We start from the raw sequence: 21,407 nt of genomic DNA, 5'->3' as shown, positions 1-21,407 counted from the left end.
CATAACTCAGCGAAACGCCCGACATTCCCTCCGAACAAATCTCCCTAGGATCTTCCCTTCATCCACCGGAGATTTACCCATGCAAAAAGATTACGTCCCTTACGGCAGCGATGTTTCCCCTGGCACTTACGAGTGCGTCGATTGCGGCCATCAGTATTCCAATCAAGCCAAAACCTCGATGCCACCGTGCCCGCAATTTCGCAAAACAGCACATGCGTTGAATGGCTGGAAAATCCTCACCGGCCAAGGTGATGCGATCAAAGACCCTTATCCGGAAAAGCCTGCCGACATCAAAAGCGCCGAGGTCATCACGCCCTCGAACAAAAAATAACTCCGGAGCGCCTGAGCCATGCAGATCTCGTTCACGATCGATGCCGACGCTTTCGAGCTGGAACAAAAGGAACCGGTCAAGAAAACCTTGCGCATCGGCGACGCAGAAATCGCCCACGCCTTGCAGCGTATCGCCAAGGCCAGCCTGACCGAATACCTGAAAATGCTGGTCGAGGGCGGGATGCCCAGCCGCGCTGACGAGGCCAAGCAGGATCGTCTGCTTTATCTGATTCAAAGCTACTTCGGGCAGACACTGCCGACCGAGTCGCAGATCTCGACGATCTTCCAGCTGACGCAGAGTCAAAGCAAAACCTTGCTGAAGAACACCGTGTCGCGTTTTCGCAATCAGCTCGACGACATCCTGCAGCACAGCATGCGCGCGGTGATCGAGACGGCTGAACATGCGCAGACCGTGTATCTGGTGGTGATCAGCTCGGACGTGATTCGCGATGAGCTGAACATGCTCATCACCCAGAACGAGCCAACCTTCAAACCCATCACCAAACGCAAGGGCAGCGCCGGGCAGTTCGAGATCAGTGAGGATTCCCACGACTTGCTCTGCACGACGCTGGGGCTCAATGCCGTTCAGTGACATCGTCGCGGTCAGTGGCTTGCTGCTGACCCTGACCACGTTCATGTTCAATCTGGCTTGGCCGGCCCTCAGTGAGGCGTTGGCGCTTGATGAATACCAGTCGGGGCCGCTGAACAGAAAACGCAGCAGGGACAAGGTTCGGGAGGCTGTTTACGGGCGGGCGCTGCCGTTGACGTGCGCGTTTATGGCGCTGTTTTACGTCAACCTGCCGGCTGCGATGGGGATTATTCGCAGCAGCACGCTGGATCTGTGGGATTTTGATGTGGATCGCACGTTGTACGTGATGGTCGTACTGGCGTTGCTGGCGTTTGCACTGATCAACACGGGATTAACCGTGAAACTGCTCAGAAAATGGCGAAACCTTCGTTAAACCGAAACCCTGTAGGAGCTGCCGAAGGCTGCGATCTTTTGATTTTGTTTTTTAAGATCAAAAGATCGCAACCTTCGGCAGCTCCTACAGAATGATGCCTTATCAGACGCCGAATTGGGCGCGGTACGCTTCCACGGCCGGCAAGTGCTGCTTGAGTTGCGGATCATCCGCGAGGAACTCCAGCACCTGATTCAGCGACACAATGCTGATCACCGGAATGCCGAAATCACGCTCGACTTCCTGAATCGCCGACAACTCACCGTTGCCACGCTCCTGACGGTTCAGGGCGATCAGCACGCCGGCAGCCTTGGCGCCGTCCTGCGAAGCAATGATTTGCATCACTTCACGGATCGCGGTGCCTGCGGTGATCACGTCGTCGATGATCAGCACGTCGCCGGTCAGCGGCGCGCCAACCAGGCTGCCGCCTTCGCCGTGGGCCTTGGCTTCCTTGCGGTTGAAGCACCATGGCAGATCACGGTCGTGATGCTCGGCCAGTGCCACGGCGGTGGTTGCCGCCAGCGGGATGCCTTTGTAGGCCGGGCCGAACAGAACGTCGAAGGGAATGCCGCTTTCGGCGATGGCTGCAGCGTAGAAACGCCCCAGTTGCGCCAGGGCCGAGCCCGAGTTGAACAGGCCGGCGTTGAAGAAGTAAGGACTGGTGCGCCCGGACTTCAGGGTGAACTCACCGAAGCGCAAAACGCCGCGATCGATGGCAAAACGAATGAAATCGCGCTGATACGCTTGCATGAAAAAAACCCCAAATACCACGGATTTAGCTAATTAGCTTGACGCCGTGTATCATACACGCACGCGATTTTTGGGGCCATTTATGCGGATCATCAGTGTGAACGTCAATGGTATTCAGGCGGCAGTCGAGCGCGGTTTGCTCAGTTGGCTGCAAGCACAGAATGCCGACGTCATCTGCCTGCAGGACACCCGTGCCTCCGCCTTTGAACTGGATGACCCAGCCTTCCAACTGGATGGCTACTTCCTTTATGCCTGCGATGCTGAAGTCCCTGCCCAAGGCGGCGTGGCTTTGTATTCGCGGTTGCAACCGAAGGCTGTCATCAGCGGTCTCGGTTTCGAGACGGCCGACCGCTACGGGCGCTACCTGCAAGCAGATTTCGACAAAGTCAGTATTGCCACCTTGCTGCTCCCTTCGGGGATGAACGGCGATGAGGACTTGAACCAGAAGTTCAAGCTCATGGACGACTTCGGCAAGTACCTGGACAAACAGCGACGCAAACGTCGCGAGTACATTTATTGTGGCTCGCTATACGTGGCGCAGCAGAAGCTCGACATCAAAAACTGGCGCGACAGCCAGCAATCCCCGGGCTTCCTGGCGCCAGAACGCGCCTGGATGGACGAGATTGTCGGCAACATGGGTTATGTCGATGCCCTGCGCGAAGTCAGCCGTGAAGGCGACCAGTACAGCTGGTGGCCGGACAACGAGCAGGCCGAGATGCTCAATCTGGGCTGGCGCTTCGACTACCAGATCCTGACCCCGGGCCTGCGCCGCTTTGTACGCAGCGCACGCCTGCCACGTCAGCCACGGTTTTCGCAGCACGCGCCGCTGATCGTCGACTACGACTGGACGCTGACCATCTAAGCGTCTTTTCGCCGTACAAAAAATGTCCGTATCGAGAGATGCGGGCATTTTTTTTCGATCAAAGGATTGTTTGGCTGGCAATGTCTCTCGGCGCGCGGGTCAGGATGTCTGGCTTGTCGCCAATCACCACCGTGTCGTCGATACGAAAGCCACCCAAGCCCCACTGAAATATCCCCGGTTCCGCCGAGTAGACTTCACCGCTCATCAGCGCGCGGGTGTTGAACGCCATGTCGTGGGGAAATTCATGGCCGATCAAGCCAAGACCATGCCCCGTGCGATGAATGATCAGATCGGCAACCCCGCGCCGCTCGAAAACTCCTTGCGCCGCTGCATCAATGGCGCAGACCGGATTGCCGGTTACCGCCGCTTCGCACGCGGCTTCATTGGCCTCCCGTGCCGCTTCGTACAGTTGGGCCTGGCGTGGCGAAGGTTTGCCACAAAACCATGTCCGTTCGTTCTCGATGATCAAGCCGTTGATACGCGGGATGATGATGTTGACCAGGCCATGGCCCTTTTCAATCCGCGCACCGCATTGCCGGCCATCACCGTGGGGCGCGCAACTCGCCGGGCCGGACAGGGTGAAAAATTCGATGCATTGCACATCCTCTCCGGGGAAACGATTGGCCGCTTCTTCGACAAACAGTGCGGCCATGCTCATGTCCAGCTCCTGAACCAAGCGTCCGGGACGGATGTTTTCCCGGTAGCGATCCTGCAGCCAGTCCGTCAGCGCGCAGGCTTCGCGCATCAGTTGGATCTCTTCCGCATGCTTGACCAGTCGTAGCGTGCGGCACTCTTCGGTCGCATTTTGCAGTACCAACGATGGCAGCAAAGTGCCGACGCGAGCCAATGGCGCCGTGATCGTGTCGACGCCAATGCGCGACCGATGCAGCCCGGCATCGCGCAAAGATTGTGCGACCAGCTCACTCCACTGACTGACCAAGGGCAGCCGATTTTGCACACGCGGATGCTCGGCATAGAAACGCGCATCCTCGATCCATAGACGCCCGGCCTCCTGGGTAAAACGCCAATGATGCGTCGATAGCTCATGGGCGATCACGAACGGCTTACCGTTTCTCGGTACGACGCACAAAATGGGCCGTTCCCACGTCTCGACGTCGGTATTGAAGTTGGTCGCGAACTGGAAGAAGTCGGCCTGAGTGAACACCAGCGCATCAAAACCTTCGCGGTCCATCAGCGAATACATGAGTTGCAGGCGATAGTCGCGCACAGCGTGTTCGAGGTGTGCCATTGGCTGGCTCCGTGTCGTTGAAGTGCGGACAGTGTTCAACGAGGGCAGAGTTGACGTCGCGCCGATCCTTGCTCAATTGCCGGTACTTTCTTGCTCAAGAGTTTTATCGGGACTGGCGAAAATCCGTCGGGCTGATGCCATAGGCTTTACGAAAGACTCGGGCGAAATGGCTGGAGTCGGCAAATCCACTTTCCAGGGCGACTTCCAAAACAGTCTTTCCGGAGATTTCCAAAGCGTTGCGTGCCCGTTGCAGGCGCACGGCAAGTACGTGAGCGTGAGGCGAAGTACCAAAAGCGCGTTTGAATTCGCGGGCGAAGTGGAATTCGCTCATCGCTGCGATCGCCGCCAAACGGGCGATACAGAGTTTTTCGCAGGGGTGACGCTCAATGTAGCGCAGGGCATCCATCAGGCCTTGGCTGGCAACTCTTGGCTGGGTGCTCGAAAGCTCATAACTGTTCAACAAATGAGCAATCAACACCTGAACGCTTAGATCCGCCTGCTCACGGGCGCCCCGACTGTTGTCACCGATGGACAGCGCCAACTGCCGGGCAAGCAAATGAGCCACTCTGTCGTTTTGATACAGCGGCTGATGCGTCCCGCGAAACCCGGCAAAGTTAATCCCTTGATCCTGCGCCGCAGCGGTCAACGCCGGCATAGGTAAATGCACATGGAGGATGTCGAAAGCGCTACGAGTATCCCAGCTCGCGGATTGGCTGGGCTGCAGCAATCGCACCTGACCGCGGTGAATCGGGCCGTCCCACACCTGCTGGCCGCCAACAGCGGCACGCGACTGCATAGGCGCAAGCATCACGCTGAGCAAAACATGCTCGCGCGGTTCCGTGCGTTCAAAACGATAATTGTCTGTGGAAAATCGCTGCCAGCGGAACACTGCAGCGCCGGTCGATTGCAGACCTGTGAGGGCCGCGGCGGGTTTCATCCGCCATTCCTCGGTTTGCTGCTCGATAGAAGACGCGACAGGCTGAGACATTGCGCACTCCGCCCATCAGGCCCGCGAGCCTACTTGATCAACCGCCAGGTAAACGGATACCGGTACGGATACCCTTCGTTGGCCTTGACCCCGGCAATGATCGTCAACACCAGTGCGCCAATCGCCACAATGCCAATCAGGAAGAAGCCGACGATCAGCACCATCAGCAGGAAGCAGATCAACGAGGCAATCGCCACGGTGATCTGAAAATTCAGCGCCTCTTTGCCCTGGGCATCGATAAACGGATCCTTTTCACGTTTCATCTGCCAGAGGATCAATGGCCCGATCAGGTTGCCGAACGGAATCCAGATCCCCAGCAAGGCGGACAAGTGACAAAACATCGCCCACTGACGAACCTCCTGGCTCGGCTTGGGCAGTAGCTCTTGCTGGTCACTCATCGCTTTCTCCTTGCGGTTATGAACCTGTTCAGTCGGCCAGTGCGGCGTTCTGCAGTTCGAAGATCTCGTTCATGCCTTTCTTGGCCAGTTCCAGCATGGCGTTGAGGTCTTCCGGCTGGAACGGCGCGCCTTCAGCGGTGCCCTGCACTTCGATGAAACCACCGGTGCTGGTCATCACGACGTTGAGGTCGGTCTCGGCAGCGGAGTCTTCCAGGTAATCCAGATCCAGTACCGCTTCGCCCTGATACATGCCGACCGATACCGCGCCGATCATTTGCTTGAGCGGGTCGCCGCCCTTCAGGCCGCCGCGCTTCTTGATCACTTTCAGTGCGTCAACCAGAGCGACCATGGCGCCGGTGATAGACGCGGTGCGGGTGCCGCCGTCAGCCTGGATCACGTCGCAGTCGACGTACAGGGTGACGTCGCCCAGTTTGGACATGTCCAGCGCAGCGCGCAGGGAACGGCCGATCAGACGCTGGATTTCCAGGGTGCGACCGCCTTGCTTGCCACGGCTCGCTTCACGCTGGTTACGCTCGCCAGTGGCGCGCGGCAGCATGCCGTACTCGGCGGTCAACCAGCCCTGGCCCTGACCCTTGAGGAAACGCGGCACGCCGTTTTCGACGCTGACGGTGCAGATGACTTTGGTATCACCGAATTCGACCAGCACCGATCCTTCGGCGTGTTTGGTGTAGTTGCGGGTAATGCGGATCGAGCGGAGCTGATCGGCAGCGCGACCACTTGGACGTTTCATAGGAGATACCTGTACTGAGGACGGAAAACTGCCGAGCATTATAGAGCGCTGCACTGCGACTGGGCACTTGTTAAAAATTCGGGCCGACGATCGAAGGCCCTGAAACACGCATTACCGACGGGCTGCAGCCCTTTGTCACACCGTGTGTTTGGGCGCATTCGCCGCACTGCGCTACAATCCTGCGCCTTTGCTGCCAGTCGGCATAAATTCATTGATATCGCGCTTGCGGAACCCAGGTTTCGCGCCGATCTGCATTGCGAGGTTACCGCCATGGTGCACAGCATGACCGCCTTCGCCCGCGTCGAGAAAGCCGGCGTACAGGGCACCCTGAGCTGGGAACTGCGCTCGGTCAACAGCCGCTATCTGGAACCGCACCTGCGCTTGCCGGAAACCTTTCGCGACCTCGAAGGCGCGGTGCGTGAAGCGCTGCGTCAGGGCCTGTCGCGGGGCAAACTGGAATGCACCCTGCGTTTCACCGAAGAAAGCACCGGCAAAGCGCTGCAAGTCGACCGCGAGCGCGCCGCGCAACTGGTCGCCGCCGCCGAAACCATCGCCGGCCTGATCAAAAACCCGGCGGCACTGAACCCGCTGGAGGTGCTGGCCTGGCCTGGCGTGCTGGTCGGCGATGCAACCGACCCACAGGCGCTGAACGCCGAGGCGCTGGCCCTGTTCAATCAAGGCCTCAAAGAGTTGAAGGCCGGCCGCGAGCGCGAAGGCGCGGAGCTGGCCCGGTTGATCAATGAGCGCCTGACCTCGATCGAAGAAGACGTCGTGACCCTGCGTGAACTGGTGCCGCAAATGCTCGCGACCCAACGCCAGAAAGTCCTCGACCGCTTCGCCGACATGAAGGCCGAGCTCGATCCGCAGCGTCTGGAACAGGAAATGGTCATCCTCGCGCAAAAAAGCGACGTGGCCGAAGAACTGGATCGCCTGAGCACCCACATCATCGAAGTACGCCGGGTGCTCAAGTCCGGTGGTGCAGCCGGGCGTCGCCTCGACTTCCTGATGCAGGAACTCAACCGCGAAGCCAACACACTGGGCTCCAAGGCCTTTGATCCGCGCAGCACCCAGGCCGCCGTCAACCTCAAGGTGTTGATCGAGCAAATGCGCGAACAAGTGCAGAACATTGAGTAAGGCAACCCCGACATGACCCACAGCACCGGCACCCTGTACATCATTTCCGCCCCTTCGGGCGCGGGCAAAAGCAGCCTGGTCAAGGCGTTGACCGACGCCATACCGGAAATTCGCGTTTCGGTTTCGCACACCACGCGCGCCATGCGTCCGGGTGAAGTGGACGGCGTGAACTATCACTTCGTGACCCGCGAAGAGTTCGTGAAGATGGGCGAGCACGGCGACTTCCTCGAACGCGCCGAAGTCTTCGGCAACTTCTACGGCACCTCGCAAAGCCGCCTGCAGCAGACGCTGGACGAAGGTCACGACCTGATTCTGGAAATCGACTGGCAAGGCGCCGAGCAAGTACGCAAACTGATGCCGCAAGCTCGCTCGATCTTTATCCTGCCGCCGTCGCTTCAGGCCCTGCACCAGCGCTTGACCAACCGTGGCCAGGACAGCGACGAGATCATTGACGGCCGGATGCGCGAAGCGGTCAGCGAGATGAGCCACTATGTCGAGTACGACTACCTGATCATCAACGACGATTTTGCTCACGCACTTGACGATCTGAAGGCTATTTTCCGCGCCAATCAACTCCAACAGAAACGTCAGCAGGTACGTTTCGGCAAATTGCTGGCCGAATTGCTCGGTTAATCAGCACTTCCCAAAACGCCTGCAAGCGCTTTACATTGGTGCTTGCAGCGCGTTGAAGGGCTTGGTTAAAAAATCAGCGCTTCCCTAATCGCTGGTGATTTTTTAAACTGTTGAGTCCGCTCGCCCAACCGGGCAGCGCGCATATTGCATTCGCTCCGAGGAATACCATGGCCCGCGTAACCGTTGAAGACTGCCTGAACCACGTGGAAAACCGTTTTGAGCTGGTCATGCTCTCTACCAAACGTGCCCGTCAACTGGCCACCGGCGGCAAAGAGCCACTGGTTCAGTGGGAAAACGACAAGCCTACTGTTGTTGCCCTGCGTGAAATCGCTGAAGGCCTGATGAGCTACGAGTTCATCGCCAACGCTGAAATCGTCGAAGACGAACCGCTGTTCGCAGCGTTCGAGGACGAGTCCAACGAGGCCGTCTAAGCCTATGCCTGGTCGACGTAGCACGGCGCGGGGTCACAACCTACGGCAGGAATTATCATGCCGAGCATAGACGCCCTCGCCGATCGCTTATCGACCTACCTCGGCAACGACCAGGTCAACCTGGTCCGCCGAGCGTATTTCTACGCCGAACAAGCCCATGACGGTCAACGCCGTCGCAGCGGCGAGGCGTACGTCACGCATCCTCTTGCCGTGGCCAATATTCTTGCCGACATGCACATGGACCATCAGAGCCTGATGGCCGCGATGCTGCATGACGTGATTGAAGACACCGGTATCGCCAAAGAAGCGCTGCAAGCGCAGTTTGGTGAAACCGTGGCCGAACTGGTCGACGGGGTCAGCAAACTGACCCAGATGAATTTCGAGACCAAGGCCGAAGCCCAAGCCGAAAACTTCCAGAAAATGGCCATGGCCATGGCGCGCGACATTCGCGTGATCCTGGTCAAACTCGCCGACCGCCTGCACAACATGCGCACGCTGGAAGTGCTGTCCGGGGAAAAACGCCGCCGGATCGCCAAGGAAACCCTCGAAATCTACGCGCCCATCGCCAACCGGCTGGGCATGCATGCGATCCGCATCGAATTCGAAGACCTCGGCTTCAAGGCCATGCACCCGATGCGTTCCGCGCGGATCTACCAGGCGGTCAAGCGCGCCCGGGGCAACCGCAAGGAAATCGTCAACAAGATCGAAGAATCCCTTGGCCATTGCCTCGCAATCGACGGCATCCAGGGTGAAGTCAGCGGTCGTCAGAAACACCTCTACGGCATCTACAAGAAAATGCGCGGCAAGCGTCGGGCCTTCAACGAGATCATGGACGTCTATGCGTTCCGGATCATCGTCGACAAGGTCGATACCTGCTACCGCGTACTGGGCGCTGTACACAATTTGTACAAACCGTTGCCGGGGCGCTTCAAGGATTACATCGCGATCCCCAAGGCCAACGGCTATCAGTCGCTGCACACCACGCTGTTCGGCATGCACGGTGTACCGATCGAGATTCAGATCCGCACCCGCGAAATGGAAGAGATGGCCAACAACGGCATCGCCGCCCATTGGCTGTACAAATCCAGCGGTGACGAGCAGCCGAAAGGCACTCACGCCCGCGCCCGCCAGTGGGTCAAAGGCGTGCTGGAAATGCAGCAACGTGCCGGCAACTCGCTGGAATTCATCGAGAGCGTGAAGATCGACCTGTTCCCGGACGAGGTCTACGTGTTCACGCCCAAAGGCCGGATCATGGAGCTGCCGAAAGGCTCCACGGCGGTCGACTTTGCTTACGCGGTACACACCGACGTCGGCAACAGCTGCATCGCCTGCCGGATCAACCGTCGACTCGCACCGCTGTCCGAACCGCTGCAAAGCGGGTCCACGGTCGAGATCGTCAGCGCACCCGGCGCCCGGCCAAATCCGGCGTGGCTCAACTTCGTGGTCACCGGCAAGGCGCGTACGCACATCCGCCATGCGCTGAAACTGCAACGCCGCTCCGAATCCATCAGCCTCGGCGAACGCCTGCTGAACAAAGTCCTCAACGGTTTCGACAGTTCGCTGGAGAAGATCCCGGCCGAACGCGTCAAGGCGATGCTCACCGAGTACCGCCTCGAACTGATCGAAGATTTGCTTGAAGACATTGGTCTGGGCAATCGCATGGCCTACGTGGTCGCCCGCCGCCTGCTCGGCGAAGGCGAACAGTTGCCAAGCCCTGAAGGCCCGCTGGCAATTCGCGGTACCGAAGGTCTGGTGCTGAGCTACGCCAAGTGCTGCACACCGATCCCGGGCGACCCGATTGTCGGGCATCTGTCGGCGGGCAAAGGCATGGTCGTGCACCTGGACAACTGCCGCAACATCAGCGAAATCCGGCACAACCCGGAAAAATGCATCCAGCTCTCGTGGGCCAAGGATGTCACCGGCGAATTCAACGTCGAACTGCGCGTCGAGCTGGAGCACCAGCGCGGCCTGATCGCCCTGCTGGCCAGCAGCGTCAACGCAGCCGATGGCAATATCGAGAAAATCAGCATGGACGAACGCGATGGTCGCATCAGCGTGGTCCAGTTGGTGGTCAGCGTCCACGACCGTGTGCACCTGGCCCGCGTGATCAAGAAGCTGCGCGCCTTGACCGGGGTGATCCGCATCACCCGCATGCGTGCATAACTCAACCATTACAAGGAGTCATACATGACCAAGACTGTTATCACCAGCGACAAGGCCCCGGCCGCCATCGGTACTTATTCCCAGGCGATCAAGGCAGGCAACACCGTTTACATGTCGGGTCAGATTCCTCTGGACCCAAAAACCATGGAACTGGTTGAAGGCTTCGAAGCCCAGACCGTCCAGGTGTTCGAGAACCTCAAAGCCGTGGCCGAAGCTGCCGGCGGTTCGTTCAAGGACATCGTCAAACTGAACATCTTCCTCACCGACCTGAGCCACTTCGCCAAGGTCAACGAGATCATGGGCAAATACTTCGACCAGCCGTACCCGGCTCGCGCCGCCATCGGCGTGGCTGCCCTGCCAAAGGGTTCGCAGGTTGAAATGGATGCCATTCTGGTCATCGAGTGATGCGCACGGCGCGGCCTTCAACGCCGCGCCGACTGCTCTGCAAGAAAAGGTTTTGAAAGGATTCCACCATGCGCAAAGCGCTAGCTCTCCCGCTGCTCGCCATTTTCCTCGGCGGCTGCGCCAGCAACCCTGCCGATCGTGACATCAGCGGCACCTGGATCAATCAGGTAGCGATCGATGCCGCAGCCAAGGGCGGCCCCCTGCGCGAAGCGCTTCAGGCTTACGGCCCGAACCTGGAGTGGGACGTCAACACCAAGGCCAGTCAGGCCCGCTACACCAACGGTTTTGAGAACGTCGAAGGACGGCTGCTGGGCGAACAGTCCGGCGCCTGGAAAGTCGACTTCTATGGCAGTTCCGCCAGTGAGCTGAAACGTGATGGCAGCCAGCTGCAACAGGCGGCCAGCGATAACGAACCTGAACAGCTCTTCGACCGCGCACAGATTCCCGTACCGGAAGGCGCGCCGATCGGCGCCAGCTTCGAACGTGCGCTGTATTCAGCCTACATGGGCGGCAGCTGGAAAATCGCCAGCGGTCAGGGCGAAGGCGAAACCGTGCAGTTCCAGGCCGATGGCCAGGTGTCCGGATTGCCGGGTGCTGATCGTTATGCGCTGTGCCTGGCGGGCGATTGCGCGTCGATGAGCAACGGCAACGACAGCATGTGGCTGCAGCAGAACGGTCAAGGCAATAACTGGATCTTTGTGCGCAAGGGCAAAGAGCTGGAAATCCTCCAGGCGGTAAACACCGCGCTGACGGATGAACAGCCGCAGTTCACCCCGGGTGATCGCAAGTGGTTGCTCGAGAAACAGTAAACCGCTGAAAAGATCGCAGCCTTCGGCAGCTCCTACAGGAAACGTATTCCAATGTAGGAGCTGCCGAAGGCTGCGATCTTTTGCTTTTAGCGGCCTTCGAGGATCGCGGCGTAGCCTTCGCGGTAGCTTGGGTATGTTGGCGTCCAGCCCAGCGCTTTTGCCCGGGCATTGCTGCAGCGCTTGCTGCCGGTGCGCCGCACACTCGCCTCCGCCGCCCACTCGGTCACGCCTAGATACTCGCGCAACCAGTCGACCACTTCGGCCAACGGCGCCGGTGCATCGTCGACGCCGATATAGATGCTCTCCAGCGCAGTCCCCTGCCGATCCGCTTCCAGCAAAAACTTCAGCAAACCTGCTGCGTCATCGGCATGGATGCGATTGCCATACAACGGCGGCTCGACGGCCACGCGATAACCCTCGCGAACTTGCGTCAGCAGACGCTCGCGACCCGGGCCGTAGATGCCGGTCAGGCGCAGGATGCTTGCCGGGACGCCGCTCTTGAGCGCGACTTGTTCGGCCTCAAGCATCAATTGCCCAGAGAAGCCGCTGGCAACCGTCGCTGAAGTCTCGTCTACCCATTCACCCTCCATCTGCCCATAAACACTGCTGCTCGACACGAACAACAGTCGCTCCGGCACCTGCCCGTAGTCATCCAGCCAGCTCAGCACATTCTGCAAACCCTGCACGTAAGCCGCGCGGTACCCGGCCTCATCGTGATGGGTGGCCGCCGCGCAATACACCAGGTAATCCACCGCCCCTACCGGCCAGGTGTCCGGGCAGTCTTCGTTGAACAGGTCGCCGGCAACACCAATGACCCCGGCGGGCAGGCGCGACACATCGCGGCGCAGGCCATGGACTTCCCAGCCAGCGGCCAGCAATTGCGTGGCCAGACGACTACCAATATCGCCACAACCGGCAATCAGAACAGAAGGCGCAGACATCGGAAAACTCCCATCGGAAAGCGACAGACTAGGCTCGACGAGTGACGAGCGGCTAGCAATCAAGGAAAAAAAGATACTCTATTACTTTTGTTAACAAGAATTACTTGCAATAATGCACGCCACTTTTGTTCTCGGCCTCACGAGGCCTGGAAGAGCATTAAACGTTTTTCTATCTCAGGTCCGGCCAGCATGACACGTAATCAAATCCCCGCTTCGCCAACCAAACGACCTCGCGCCTGGAGCGCGGTGGCGGCTCTGTTGCTCAGCCTGATGCTGGCACCGACCGCCGCGTTCGCCGACGCTCAGGCGCCAGCTGCACCGGCCGCGACCGAACAGCACGCACCGGCTGCCGACGCGCCTGCCGCTGCTCCCGCTGCTACTGATCCAGTGCAAGCGGTAGACGCTGCCGACGTTCCTGAAGTTCTCGAAGCCGACAACTCCTTGGGCATGGCCCACGACTTGTCGCCTTGGGGCATGTACCAGAACGCCGACATTATCGTGAAAATCGTGATGATCGGCCTGGCCATCGCTTCCATCATCACCTGGACCATCTGGATCGCCAAAGGCTTCGAGCTGATGGGCGCCAAGCGTCGTCTGCGTGGTGAAATCGCTGCCCTGAAGAAAGCCACCACCCTTAAAGAAGCCAGCGCCACCGCCGGCAAGGAAGGCACCCTCGCCAACCTGCTGGTACACGACGCGCTCGAAGAGATGCGCCTGTCGGTCAACAGCCGCGAGAAAGAAGGCATCAAGGAACGCGTCAGCTTCCGTCTTGAGCGTCTGGTTGCCGCCTGCGGTCGCAACATGAGCAGCGGCACCGGCGTGCTCGCCACCATCGGTTCCACCGCGCCGTTTGTCGGCCTGTTCGGTACCGTGTGGGGCATCATGAACTCCTTCATCGGCATCGCCAAAACCCAGACCACCAACCTTGCCGTTGTGGCGCCGGGTATTGCTGAAGCACTGCTGGCCACTGCACTGGGTCTGGTTGCTGCGATCCCGGCCGTTGTGATCTACAACGTGTTCGCCCGCTCCATCGCCGGTTACAAGGCGCAGGTTTCCGACGCCTCGGCAGAAGTGTTGTTGCTGGTCAGCCGCGACCTCGACCACCAGCCTGAGCGCAGCTCGCAGCCGCACATGGTCAAAGTGGGGTAATCGGCCATGGGCCTGCATTTGAAAGAAGGCGCAGACGACGATCTGGCCGAGAACCACGAAATCAACGTCACGCCGTTCATCGACGTGATGCTGGTACTGTTGATCATCTTCATGGTGGCCGCTCCGTTGGCCACCGTGGACATCAAAGTCGACCTGCCTGCCTCGACCGCCAAACCGGCACCGCGGCCAGAGAAACCGGTGTTCCTCAGCGTCAAGGCTGATCAACGCCTGTACATCGGCGAAGACGAAGTGTCGCCGGAAACCCTCGGTGCCTTCCTCGACGCCAAGACTCACGGCAAAAAAGACACCACCATCTTCTTCCAGGCCGATAAAGGCGTGGATTACGGCGACCTGATGAGCGTGATGGACAAGCTGCGCGGCGCCGGTTACCTGAAGGTCGGCCTGGTCGGACTTGAGACGGCAGCCAAAAAATGATCACGACGCGCCATAAGCTGACGCGTTACAGCGGTAGCCTGGCCGTGGTGCTGGGCGTTCATGCGCTGGCCATCGCGCTGGCGCTGAACTGGACCGCCCGCCCGCCCATCGAATTGCCGCCGCAGGCAATGATGGTCGAGCTGGCCCCGGTTCCAGCCCCGCCACCGCCTGCTCCGCCGAAAGTCGTCACACCGCCGCAGCCACCGGCTCCGGTCGAAGAGTTGCCGATTCCGAAACTGGCCGAAGCCCCGAAAGCTGAAATCGCGGTGCCCAAACCTAAGCCGAAGCCAAAGCCTAAACCGCCGAAGCCAGTCGAGAAGAAGCTGCCCGATCCGCCGAAGGAAAAACCTTCCGAGGAGAAACCGGCCGACACCCAACCGACTCAGGCACCAACGGAGAAATCCGCCCAGCCTGCACCAGGTCCGTCGCCGGCCCAGATGGCGGCCAAAGCCAGCTGGCAAGGCACGCTGCTCGCGCATTTGGCCAAGTACAAAAAGTACCCGGCCAGTGCTCAGGCACGCGGTAAGGAAGGCTTGAACCGTCTGCGCTTCGTGGTGGATGCCGAAGGTAATGTGCTGTCGTTCGAACTGGTGGGCCGCTCCGGCAACGCCGATCTGGACCGGGCTACCCTGGAAATGATCCGCCGCGCACAACCGCTGCCCAAGCCACCGGCTGACATGCTCAACAACGGCTCGATCGAAATTGTTGCGCCGTTTGTTTATTCCCTCGAACGCCGCCGTTAAGTAGCAAGATCAAAAGATCGCAGCCTTCGGCAGCTCCTACATTGGAATGCATTTCCCTGTAGGAGCTGCCGAAGGCTGCGATCTTTTGCTTTTTGCAGTAGTCGCATGCCGCCCTCAGTCTGATAACGTGCGTCTATCGATTGCAGCCGGTATGCTTGGCCCGCATCTTCATGGACGCTTGCTATGACCCTCACAGAATTACGCTACATCGTAACCCTCGCCCAAGAGCAGCATTTCGGCCACGCCGCCGAGCGTTGCCACGTCAGCCAGCCGACCCTGTCGGTGGGCGTGAAAAAGCTTGAAGACGAACTCGGTGTGCTGATTTTCGAGCGCAGCAAAAGCGCCGTGCGCCTGACCCCGGTCGGCGAAGGCATCGTCGCCCAGGCGCAAAAAGTCCTTGAGCAAGCCCAAGGCATCCGCGAACTGGCCCAGGCCGGCAAAAACCAGCTGACCGCGCCACTGAAAGTCGGCGCGATCTACACCGTCGGCCCGTACCTGTTCCCGCACCTGATTCCACAACTGCACCGGGTCGCCCCGCAGATGCCGTTGTACATCGAAGAAAACTTCACCCACGTGCTGCGCGACAAACTGCGCAACGGCGAGCTCGACGCGATCATCATCGCCCTGCCGTTCAACGAAGCCGACGTGCTGACCCTGCCGCTGTACGACGAGCCGTTCTACGTGCTCATGCCGGCCCAGCACCCGTGGACGCAAAAAGAAACCATCGACGCCGGCCTGCTCAACGACAAGAGCCTGCTGCTGCTCGGTGAAGGCCACTGCTTCCGCGATCAAGTGCTGGAAGCCTGCCCGACCCTGACCAAGGGCAACGACGGCGCCAAGCACACCACGGTCGAATCCAGCTCGCTGGAAACCATCCGGCACATGGTTGCGTCCGGTCTGGGCATTTCGATCCTGCCTTTGTCGGCGGTCGACAGTCACCACTACGCCCCCGGCGTGATCGAAGTGCGTCCGCTGTCGCCACCGGTGCCGTTCCGCACCGTGGCCATCGCCTGGCGTGCGAGTTTCCCACGGCCAAAAGCCATCGAGATCCTCGCCGACTCCATTCGCCTGTGTTCGGTGGCCAAGCCAGCGGCACCGGTTACGGCCGGTTAAGCGAGCGTCATGACTGAGCTGTCGCAAGTGTCGGTGACGGCACTCAAGGGTGTCGGCGAAGCCATGGCCGAGAAATTGGCCAAGGTCGGTCTTGAGAACCTTCAGGACGTGCTGTTTCACCTGCCGCTGCGCTATCAGGATCGCACCCGCGTGGTGCCGATCGGCCATTTGCGACCGGGACAGGACGCCGTGGTCGAAGGCACCGTCAGCGGCGCCGACGTGGTCATGGGCCGCCGTCGCAGCCTCGTCGTGCGTTTGCAGGACGGCACCGGCGGGCTCAGCCTGCGCTTCTACCATTTCAGTAACGCGCAGAAAGAAGGCCTCAAGCGCGGTACGCGGATTCGCTGCTACGGCGAAGCCCGGCCCGGCGCCTCAGGGCTGGAAATCTACCACCCGGAATACCGCGCCATCACCGGCGACGAACCACCGCCAGTGGATGAAACACTGACCCCGGTTTACCCGCTCACCGAAGGCCTGACCCAGGCACGTCTGCGCCAGTTGTGCATGCAGACGCTGACCATGCTCAAGCCAGACACCCTGCCCGACTGGCTGCCGACCGAACTGGCGCGCGACTATCAACTGGCGCCGCTGGCCGACGCGATCCGCTACCTGCACAATCCGCCCGCCGATGCCGACGTCGACGAACTCGCCCTCGGTCATCACTGGGCCCAGCATCGTCTGGCCTTCGAAGAACTGCTGACGCATCAACTGTCGCAACAACGTCTGCGCGAAAGCATGCGTTCGCTGCGAGCACCAGCGATGCCGAAAGCGAAAAAGCTGCCGCCGAAGTACCTGGCCAACCTCGGCTTCAACCCGACTGGCGCCCAGCAGCGCGTTGGCAACGAAATCGCCTACGACCTCAGCCAGCACGAACCGATGCTGCGGCTGATTCAGGGTGACGTCGGCGCGGGTAAAACCGTGGTCGCCGCCCTCGCCGCTCTGCAAGCGCTGGAGGCCGGTTATCAAGTCGCGCTGATGGCGCCGACCGAGATTCTTGCCGAACAACACTTCATCACCTTCAAGCGCTGGCTCGAACCGCTGGGCATCGAAGTGGCGTGGCTGGCCGGCAAGCTCAAGGGCAAGAACCGCGTCGCCGCGCTGGAACAGATCGCCAGTGGTACGCCGATGGTGGTCGGCACCCACGCGCTGTTTCAGGACGAAGTGCAGTTCAAGAATCTGGCGCTGGTGATCATCGACGAACAGCACCGCTTCGGTGTGCAGCAGCGTCTGGCGCTGCGGCAGAAAGGCGTCGGCGGGCGCATGTGCCCGCATCAACTGATCATGACCGCCACGCCGATTCCGCGCACTCTGGCGATGAGCGCCTACGCCGACCTCGACACCTCGATCCTCGACGAACTGCCGCCCGGCCGAACCCCGGTCAACACCGTGCTGGTCACCGACACCCGCCGCGTCGAAGTCATCGAACGCGTGCGCGGTGCCTGCGCTGAAGGTCGGCAGGCCTATTGGGTGTGTACGCTGATTGAAGAGTCGGAAGAGCTGACCTGTCAGGCCGCCGAAACCACCTTCGAAGACCTCACTCTCGCCCTCGGCGAACTGAAAGTCGGGCTGATTCACGGGCGCATGAAGCCTGTCGAGAAGGCCGCCGTGATGGCCGAATTCAAGGCCGGCAATTTGCAATTGCTGGTGGCGACCACGGTGATCGAAGTCGGCGTCGACGTGCCCAACGCCAGCCTGATGATCATTGAAAACCCCGAACGCCTTGGCCTCGCGCAACTGCACCAATTGCGTGGCCGTGTCGGTCGGGGCAGCGCCGCCAGCCATTGCGTGCTGCTCTACCATCCGCCGCTGTCGCAGATCGGGCGTCAGCGCCTGGGCATCATGCGCGAGACCAACGACGGTTTTGTCATCGCCGAAAAAGACCTCGAACTGCGCGGCCCCGGTGAAATGCTCGGCACCCGCCAGACCGGCCTGCTGCAATTCAAGGTCGCCGACCTGATGCGCGATGCCGACTTGTTGCCCGCCGTGCGCGATGCCGCGCAAGCACTGCTGGAACGCTGGCCGGCCCACGTCAGCCCGTTGCTCGACCGCTGGCTGCGTCACGGGCAGCAATACGGCCAAGTGTGAGCACGGTCGCAGTTTCTGCCAGCTCGCTGCGACCAAGCTGGTTATACTCCTGCCATTGTTTCAAAAACGGATACACACCATGACTGACGCAGCTCTCGCCCCCGAACCTCCGCACGCACCGTCTGTGATTCGGCTGCTGCTCGGCAAGCTGGGGATCGCTTACGAAGAAGTGCTCGACCACCACGGCCTCAATGCCTCGCGCAAAGTCCAAGCCGTGCTGCTCGACGACGCCGTGGGCGCGCTGATGGTGCTGTTTCCGCAGAGCCAATTGCTTGACCTCAATCGCCTCGCCGAATTGACGGGCCGGCGCCTCACCGCCGTGTCCACCGAGCGCCTGGAAAAGATGCTCGGCAAACACAGCCTGAGCCTGCTGCCGGGCCTGCCGGCGCTGACCAGTTCGCCGTGCCTCTACGAAGAAAGTCTGCTGCGCGAACCGAAGCTGCTGATCAACTCCGGTGAGCCGGGCCTGCTGCTGGAAATCGCCAGCGAAGACTTCAAGACCATGCTGACCAAGGCCAGCGCCGCCAACTTCGGCGAAGCCCTGAGCAGCATCCGCCCGAACCTCGACCGCCCGGACGATGACCGCGAGGAAATCACCCAGGCCGTGCAAGCGTTTACCGCGCGGCGTATCCAGCAACGTCTGGAAGCGACCATCGAGATTCCGCCGCTGGCTGAAACGGCGCAAAAAATCATCAAGCTGCGCGTCGACCCCAACGCCACCATCGACGACATCACCGGCGTCGTTGAAACCGACCCGGCGCTGGCCGCACAAGTGGTGAGCTGGGCGGCATCGCCGTATTACGCCTCGCCGGGCAAGATTCGTTCGGTAGAGGACGCGATCGTTCGCGTGCTCGGTTTCGATCTGGTGATCAACCTGGCGCTGGGCCTGGCCCTCGGCAAGACCCTGAGCCTGCCCAAGGATCACCCGCAACACACCACGCCGTACTGGCAACAGTCGATCTACACCGCCGCCGTCATCGAAGGCCTTACCCGCGCCATGCCGCGCGCCCAGCGCCCGGAAGCCGGCCTGACGTATCTGGCCGGTCTGCTGCACAACTTCGGTTATCTGCTGCTGGCCCATGTGTTCCCGCCGCACTTCTCGCTGATCTGCCGCCACCTGGAGGTCAACCCGCACCTGTGCCACAGCTACATCGAGCAACACCTGCTGGGTATCAGCCGCGAACAGATCGGCTCGTGGCTGATGCGCTACTGGGACATGCCGGACGAGCTGGCCACCGCGCTGCGCTTCCAGCACGACCCAAGCTACGACGGCGCCTACGCCGAATACCCGAACCTCGTCTGCCTGGCCGTGCGCCTGCTGCGCGGTCGCGGCATCGGTTCCGGCCCGGATGAAGACATCCCCGACGCCCTTCTCGAACGCGTCGGCCTGACCCGCGAAAAAGCCAACGACGTCGTCAGCAAAGTCCTCGAAGCCGAAGTCCTGCTGCGCGAACTGGCTTCGCAGTTCAGCCAGGCCTAAACGCATCGCGGGCAAGCCTTGCGCCTACGGGATCATTTCAATCCTGTAGGAGCAAGGCTTGCCCGCGAAGCCGTCAACGCGATCTGTGAAGTACTCGCCTCAAGCGGAATAACACAGCAGAACACCACCATTGATGTGAGGCCAAGGCTCGGCGTCATTCCACAAATTACCGCAAACGAAGAAGCGATCCGTCCCTTGCATCGACATGTCGGTCATGCCCTCCATGGATAGCGCCTCATCGAACACGACATAACCTTGACCGTTAAACGCCGTTTCCAGAGAACCGTCGGATCGATAACACGCGGTCACAATACTTAACTCCTTTTTGACAAAACCGTCTCCGGTGCTCCCCGAGACGATGACCGAGCCATTGGTTTGTGTCACACAACGCCGCCAACTGAGCCCCTCCGCTACAAAATCGGCAAATAACGGCTTGCCTTTGTTGAAAGGCAGATTGTAGGAACCCGTGGAATTCAGAGCGACGATCAACCCCTTCCGAGGCTCGCTCCGCGTCATGAATGCATTGCCTACCGCAATAATCCGGCCGTCACTTTTTCGCACCGTCATAGCAACAAGGTTAATCAGGGAAGGACTGAAAACGGTGACTGCAAGCCCCCCGTTGAAACCGCGGTCGACCTCGCCTGCGGCGGTAAGACGCGTCACATAGGCAGTCTGGCCTTCATCCGCGTTGAAATGCCCGCACACCAGTATGTGGCCGTCCTCTTGTAACGCAATGCCTTCGCTACTGCTCCAGTCAAACGTAAAACCTTCAAGCTCGATGATTGCCGCACCTCGGCCCTTGAACGTCGTGTCAGGCGAACCGTCCTTGTTACGCCGCAAGACGATGCCTTTCATTTTGCCGAACTCATCCCCGACATTGCCGACCAGCAGGAGCTTGCCATCGGGCTGTACGATCACTGAAGGTGAACCGGCAGCAGAAGCCTGCTTGCCCCCCTCCGCCGAATTGTCCCCGCGTCGCGCCGCACTCACCATTACCCCGGTGTGCCCGGAGCTGCCGTAATCTTCGTAGGGAATATGGAGAATGCCGGTTCCGTTCAGGGACTTATCCAACCGGCCATCCTCGTGGTGACGGACGATCATCAGCCCATGAGAACCGGGTAACGATGCTTGCGCGAAAATCACCCAACCGCCGCTTTCTGTCGGGCTGACGCCAAAAATGTGATCAAACTCAAAGTTTTCCAGCGGTACCACGACCACGCCGTCCTGGTTGGCACCAAACGAATTATCCAGTGAGCTATCAGCATCCAGCCGCGTCACCGCATAACCTGCGTTTCGGCCGGAAAGAGACACAACCGCCAATACCTTGCCCCCTGGCAGGGCCAGCACGGCATCCGGCGCAGCTCCGGAGATGGCGGGGATTGGAAATTTAAGAATGCCTGTTTCATTGAAAGTCTTGTCGAGCTTTCCCGAACTTGCAATTCCTTGTTGTCCCATGATCTAGCTCCATCAAGTGATGAGAGTCCGGTGCGGACCCTCATCACCATTGAGCGCCCGAATGCGCTTGAAAACACCTGTCAGAGTTGACAGGCCAGCAGCCTTCTCAAGCCAATTCCCGGGCAGCATTGCATGACAAGGCCC

General features: G+C 60.1%; 23 protein-coding genes. 16 read left to right on the top strand and 7 right to left on the bottom strand.

All coding sequences use genetic code 11. The annotated features are described in order from the left end of the window. Positions 1–79 precede the first annotated feature (79 nt). The 3 genes from ACZZ0B_RS27370 to ACZZ0B_RS27360 are packed head-to-tail and all read left to right on the top strand — an operon-like array spanning position 80 to position 1,292. Positions 80–331, top strand: coding sequence for a hypothetical protein (locus tag ACZZ0B_RS27370; protein ID WP_008086460.1), 252 nt, complete (start codon positions 80–82; stop codon positions 329–331). 18 nt (positions 332–349) lie between these two features. Further along, complete coding sequence (locus tag ACZZ0B_RS27365; RefSeq protein ID WP_008086459.1) at positions 350–922, top strand: hypothetical protein; 573 nt, start codon at positions 350–352, stop codon at positions 920–922. After that, positions 909–1,292 carry a hypothetical protein gene (locus tag ACZZ0B_RS27360; RefSeq protein WP_463546688.1) on the top strand — a complete coding sequence of 128 codons (384 nt, stop codon included), beginning with the start codon at positions 909–911 and terminating at the stop codon, positions 1,290–1,292. Before ACZZ0B_RS27365 ends, ACZZ0B_RS27360 begins: the two co-directional genes overlap by 14 nt. Positions 1,293–1,394: 102 nt before the next feature. Here the strand turns inward: ACZZ0B_RS27360 and pyrE are convergent, their stop codons facing one another. Further along, positions 1,395–2,039: an orotate phosphoribosyltransferase gene (gene pyrE, locus ACZZ0B_RS27355; protein WP_008078597.1), complete on the bottom strand. Its 645-nt coding sequence runs from the start codon at positions 2,037–2,039 to the stop codon at positions 1,395–1,397. Between the two features lie 82 nt (positions 2,040–2,121). On the opposite strand from pyrE, the gene ACZZ0B_RS27350 reads away from it, so the two are divergent. Then, positions 2,122–2,901: an exodeoxyribonuclease III gene (locus ACZZ0B_RS27350; protein WP_007920349.1), complete on the top strand. Its 780-nt coding sequence runs from the start codon at positions 2,122–2,124 to the stop codon at positions 2,899–2,901. A gap of 58 nt (positions 2,902–2,959) precedes the next feature. On the opposite strand, the gene ACZZ0B_RS27345 is transcribed toward ACZZ0B_RS27350, so the two are convergent. From ACZZ0B_RS27345 to rph, 4 genes are all read right to left on the bottom strand, one after another. Continuing rightward, positions 2,960–4,150: a M24 family metallopeptidase gene (locus tag ACZZ0B_RS27345; protein ID WP_463546687.1), complete on the bottom strand. Its 1,191-nt coding sequence runs from the start codon at positions 4,148–4,150 to the stop codon at positions 2,960–2,962. A 103-nt stretch (positions 4,151–4,253) separates the two neighbouring features. Next, entirely contained in the window at positions 4,254–5,138 is an 885-nt protein-coding gene (locus ACZZ0B_RS27340; protein ID WP_463546686.1) for a helix-turn-helix domain-containing protein, read from the bottom strand. A gap of 29 nt (positions 5,139–5,167) precedes the next feature. Further along, entirely contained in the window at positions 5,168–5,536 is a 369-nt protein-coding gene (locus ACZZ0B_RS27335; protein ID WP_158835007.1) for a DUF4870 domain-containing protein, read from the bottom strand. Positions 5,537–5,564: 28 nt separating this feature from the next. Then, positions 5,565–6,287: a ribonuclease PH gene (rph, locus tag ACZZ0B_RS27330; protein WP_008078603.1), complete on the bottom strand. Its 723-nt coding sequence runs from the start codon at positions 6,285–6,287 to the stop codon at positions 5,565–5,567. Between the two features lie 270 nt (positions 6,288–6,557). Between rph and ACZZ0B_RS27325 the strand changes: the two genes are divergently transcribed. The 6 genes from ACZZ0B_RS27325 (at position 6,558) to ACZZ0B_RS27300 (ending at position 11,862) form a co-directional block, all read left to right on the top strand. Further along, on the top strand, positions 6,558–7,421 hold the full coding sequence (locus tag ACZZ0B_RS27325) for a YicC/YloC family endoribonuclease (protein ID WP_008078608.1): 864 nt from the start codon (positions 6,558–6,560) through the stop codon (positions 7,419–7,421). Between the two features lie 12 nt (positions 7,422–7,433). Then, positions 7,434–8,054, top strand: coding sequence for a guanylate kinase (gene gmk / locus ACZZ0B_RS27320; protein ID WP_008078609.1), 621 nt, complete (start codon positions 7,434–7,436; stop codon positions 8,052–8,054). 167 nt (positions 8,055–8,221) lie between these two features. Beyond that, complete coding sequence (gene rpoZ, locus ACZZ0B_RS27315; RefSeq protein ID WP_007894670.1) at positions 8,222–8,485, top strand: DNA-directed RNA polymerase subunit omega; 264 nt, start codon at positions 8,222–8,224, stop codon at positions 8,483–8,485. Between the two features lie 57 nt (positions 8,486–8,542). Next, the gene (spoT, locus tag ACZZ0B_RS27310) at positions 8,543–10,648 is read left to right on the top strand and encodes a bifunctional GTP diphosphokinase/guanosine-3',5'-bis pyrophosphate 3'-pyrophosphohydrolase (protein WP_007920338.1); all 2,106 of its coding nucleotides are present in this window, start codon (positions 8,543–8,545) and stop codon (positions 10,646–10,648) included. A 24-nt stretch (positions 10,649–10,672) separates the two neighbouring features. After that, positions 10,673–11,053, top strand: a complete 381-nt coding sequence (locus ACZZ0B_RS27305) for a RidA family protein (RefSeq protein ID WP_003229509.1) — start codon at positions 10,673–10,675, stop codon at positions 11,051–11,053. Between the two features lie 68 nt (positions 11,054–11,121). Further along, positions 11,122–11,862, top strand: a complete 741-nt coding sequence (locus ACZZ0B_RS27300) for a hypothetical protein (protein WP_463546685.1) — start codon at positions 11,122–11,124, stop codon at positions 11,860–11,862. A gap of 86 nt (positions 11,863–11,948) precedes the next feature. On the opposite strand, the gene ACZZ0B_RS27295 is transcribed toward ACZZ0B_RS27300, so the two are convergent. Beyond that, positions 11,949–12,803: an SDR family oxidoreductase gene (locus ACZZ0B_RS27295; RefSeq protein WP_463546684.1), complete on the bottom strand. Its 855-nt coding sequence runs from the start codon at positions 12,801–12,803 to the stop codon at positions 11,949–11,951. Between the two features lie 189 nt (positions 12,804–12,992). On the opposite strand from ACZZ0B_RS27295, the gene exbB reads away from it, so the two are divergent. From exbB to ACZZ0B_RS27265, 6 genes are all read left to right on the top strand, one after another. Beyond that, positions 12,993–13,952, top strand: coding sequence for a tonB-system energizer ExbB (gene exbB / locus ACZZ0B_RS27290; RefSeq protein WP_008078620.1), 960 nt, complete (start codon positions 12,993–12,995; stop codon positions 13,950–13,952). A gap of 6 nt (positions 13,953–13,958) precedes the next feature. Further along, a complete protein-coding gene (gene exbD / locus ACZZ0B_RS27285; protein ID WP_008078622.1) occupies positions 13,959–14,387 on the top strand; it encodes a TonB system transport protein ExbD in 429 nt (142 codons plus the stop codon). Then, positions 14,384–15,130, top strand: a complete 747-nt coding sequence (locus ACZZ0B_RS27280) for a TonB family protein (RefSeq protein ID WP_008078624.1) — start codon at positions 14,384–14,386, stop codon at positions 15,128–15,130. The genes exbD and ACZZ0B_RS27280 overlap by 4 nt, the downstream gene beginning before the upstream one ends. Before the next feature lie 183 nt (positions 15,131–15,313). Beyond that, on the top strand, positions 15,314–16,243 hold the full coding sequence (locus tag ACZZ0B_RS27275) for a hydrogen peroxide-inducible genes activator (protein WP_007920331.1): 930 nt from the start codon (positions 15,314–15,316) through the stop codon (positions 16,241–16,243). A gap of 9 nt (positions 16,244–16,252) precedes the next feature. Then, positions 16,253–18,328: an ATP-dependent DNA helicase RecG gene (recG, locus tag ACZZ0B_RS27270; RefSeq protein ID WP_463546683.1), complete on the top strand. Its 2,076-nt coding sequence runs from the start codon at positions 16,253–16,255 to the stop codon at positions 18,326–18,328. 79 nt (positions 18,329–18,407) lie between these two features. Then, on the top strand, positions 18,408–19,808 hold the full coding sequence (locus ACZZ0B_RS27265) for an aminoacyl-tRNA deacylase and HDOD domain-containing protein (RefSeq protein ID WP_008078626.1): 1,401 nt from the start codon (positions 18,408–18,410) through the stop codon (positions 19,806–19,808). Between the two features lie 99 nt (positions 19,809–19,907). Here ACZZ0B_RS27265 and ACZZ0B_RS27260 read toward each other — a convergent pair whose 3' ends face one another. Next, entirely contained in the window at positions 19,908–21,263 is a 1,356-nt protein-coding gene (locus ACZZ0B_RS27260) for a delta-60 repeat domain-containing protein (RefSeq protein ID WP_463546682.1), read from the bottom strand. Positions 21,264–21,407 lie beyond the last annotated feature (144 nt).

Source organism: Pseudomonas sp. AC247 (assembly GCF_979258015.1).
Note: the sequence above shows the minus strand (reverse complement) of the source record. Positions and strands in the feature narration are given on the sequence as shown.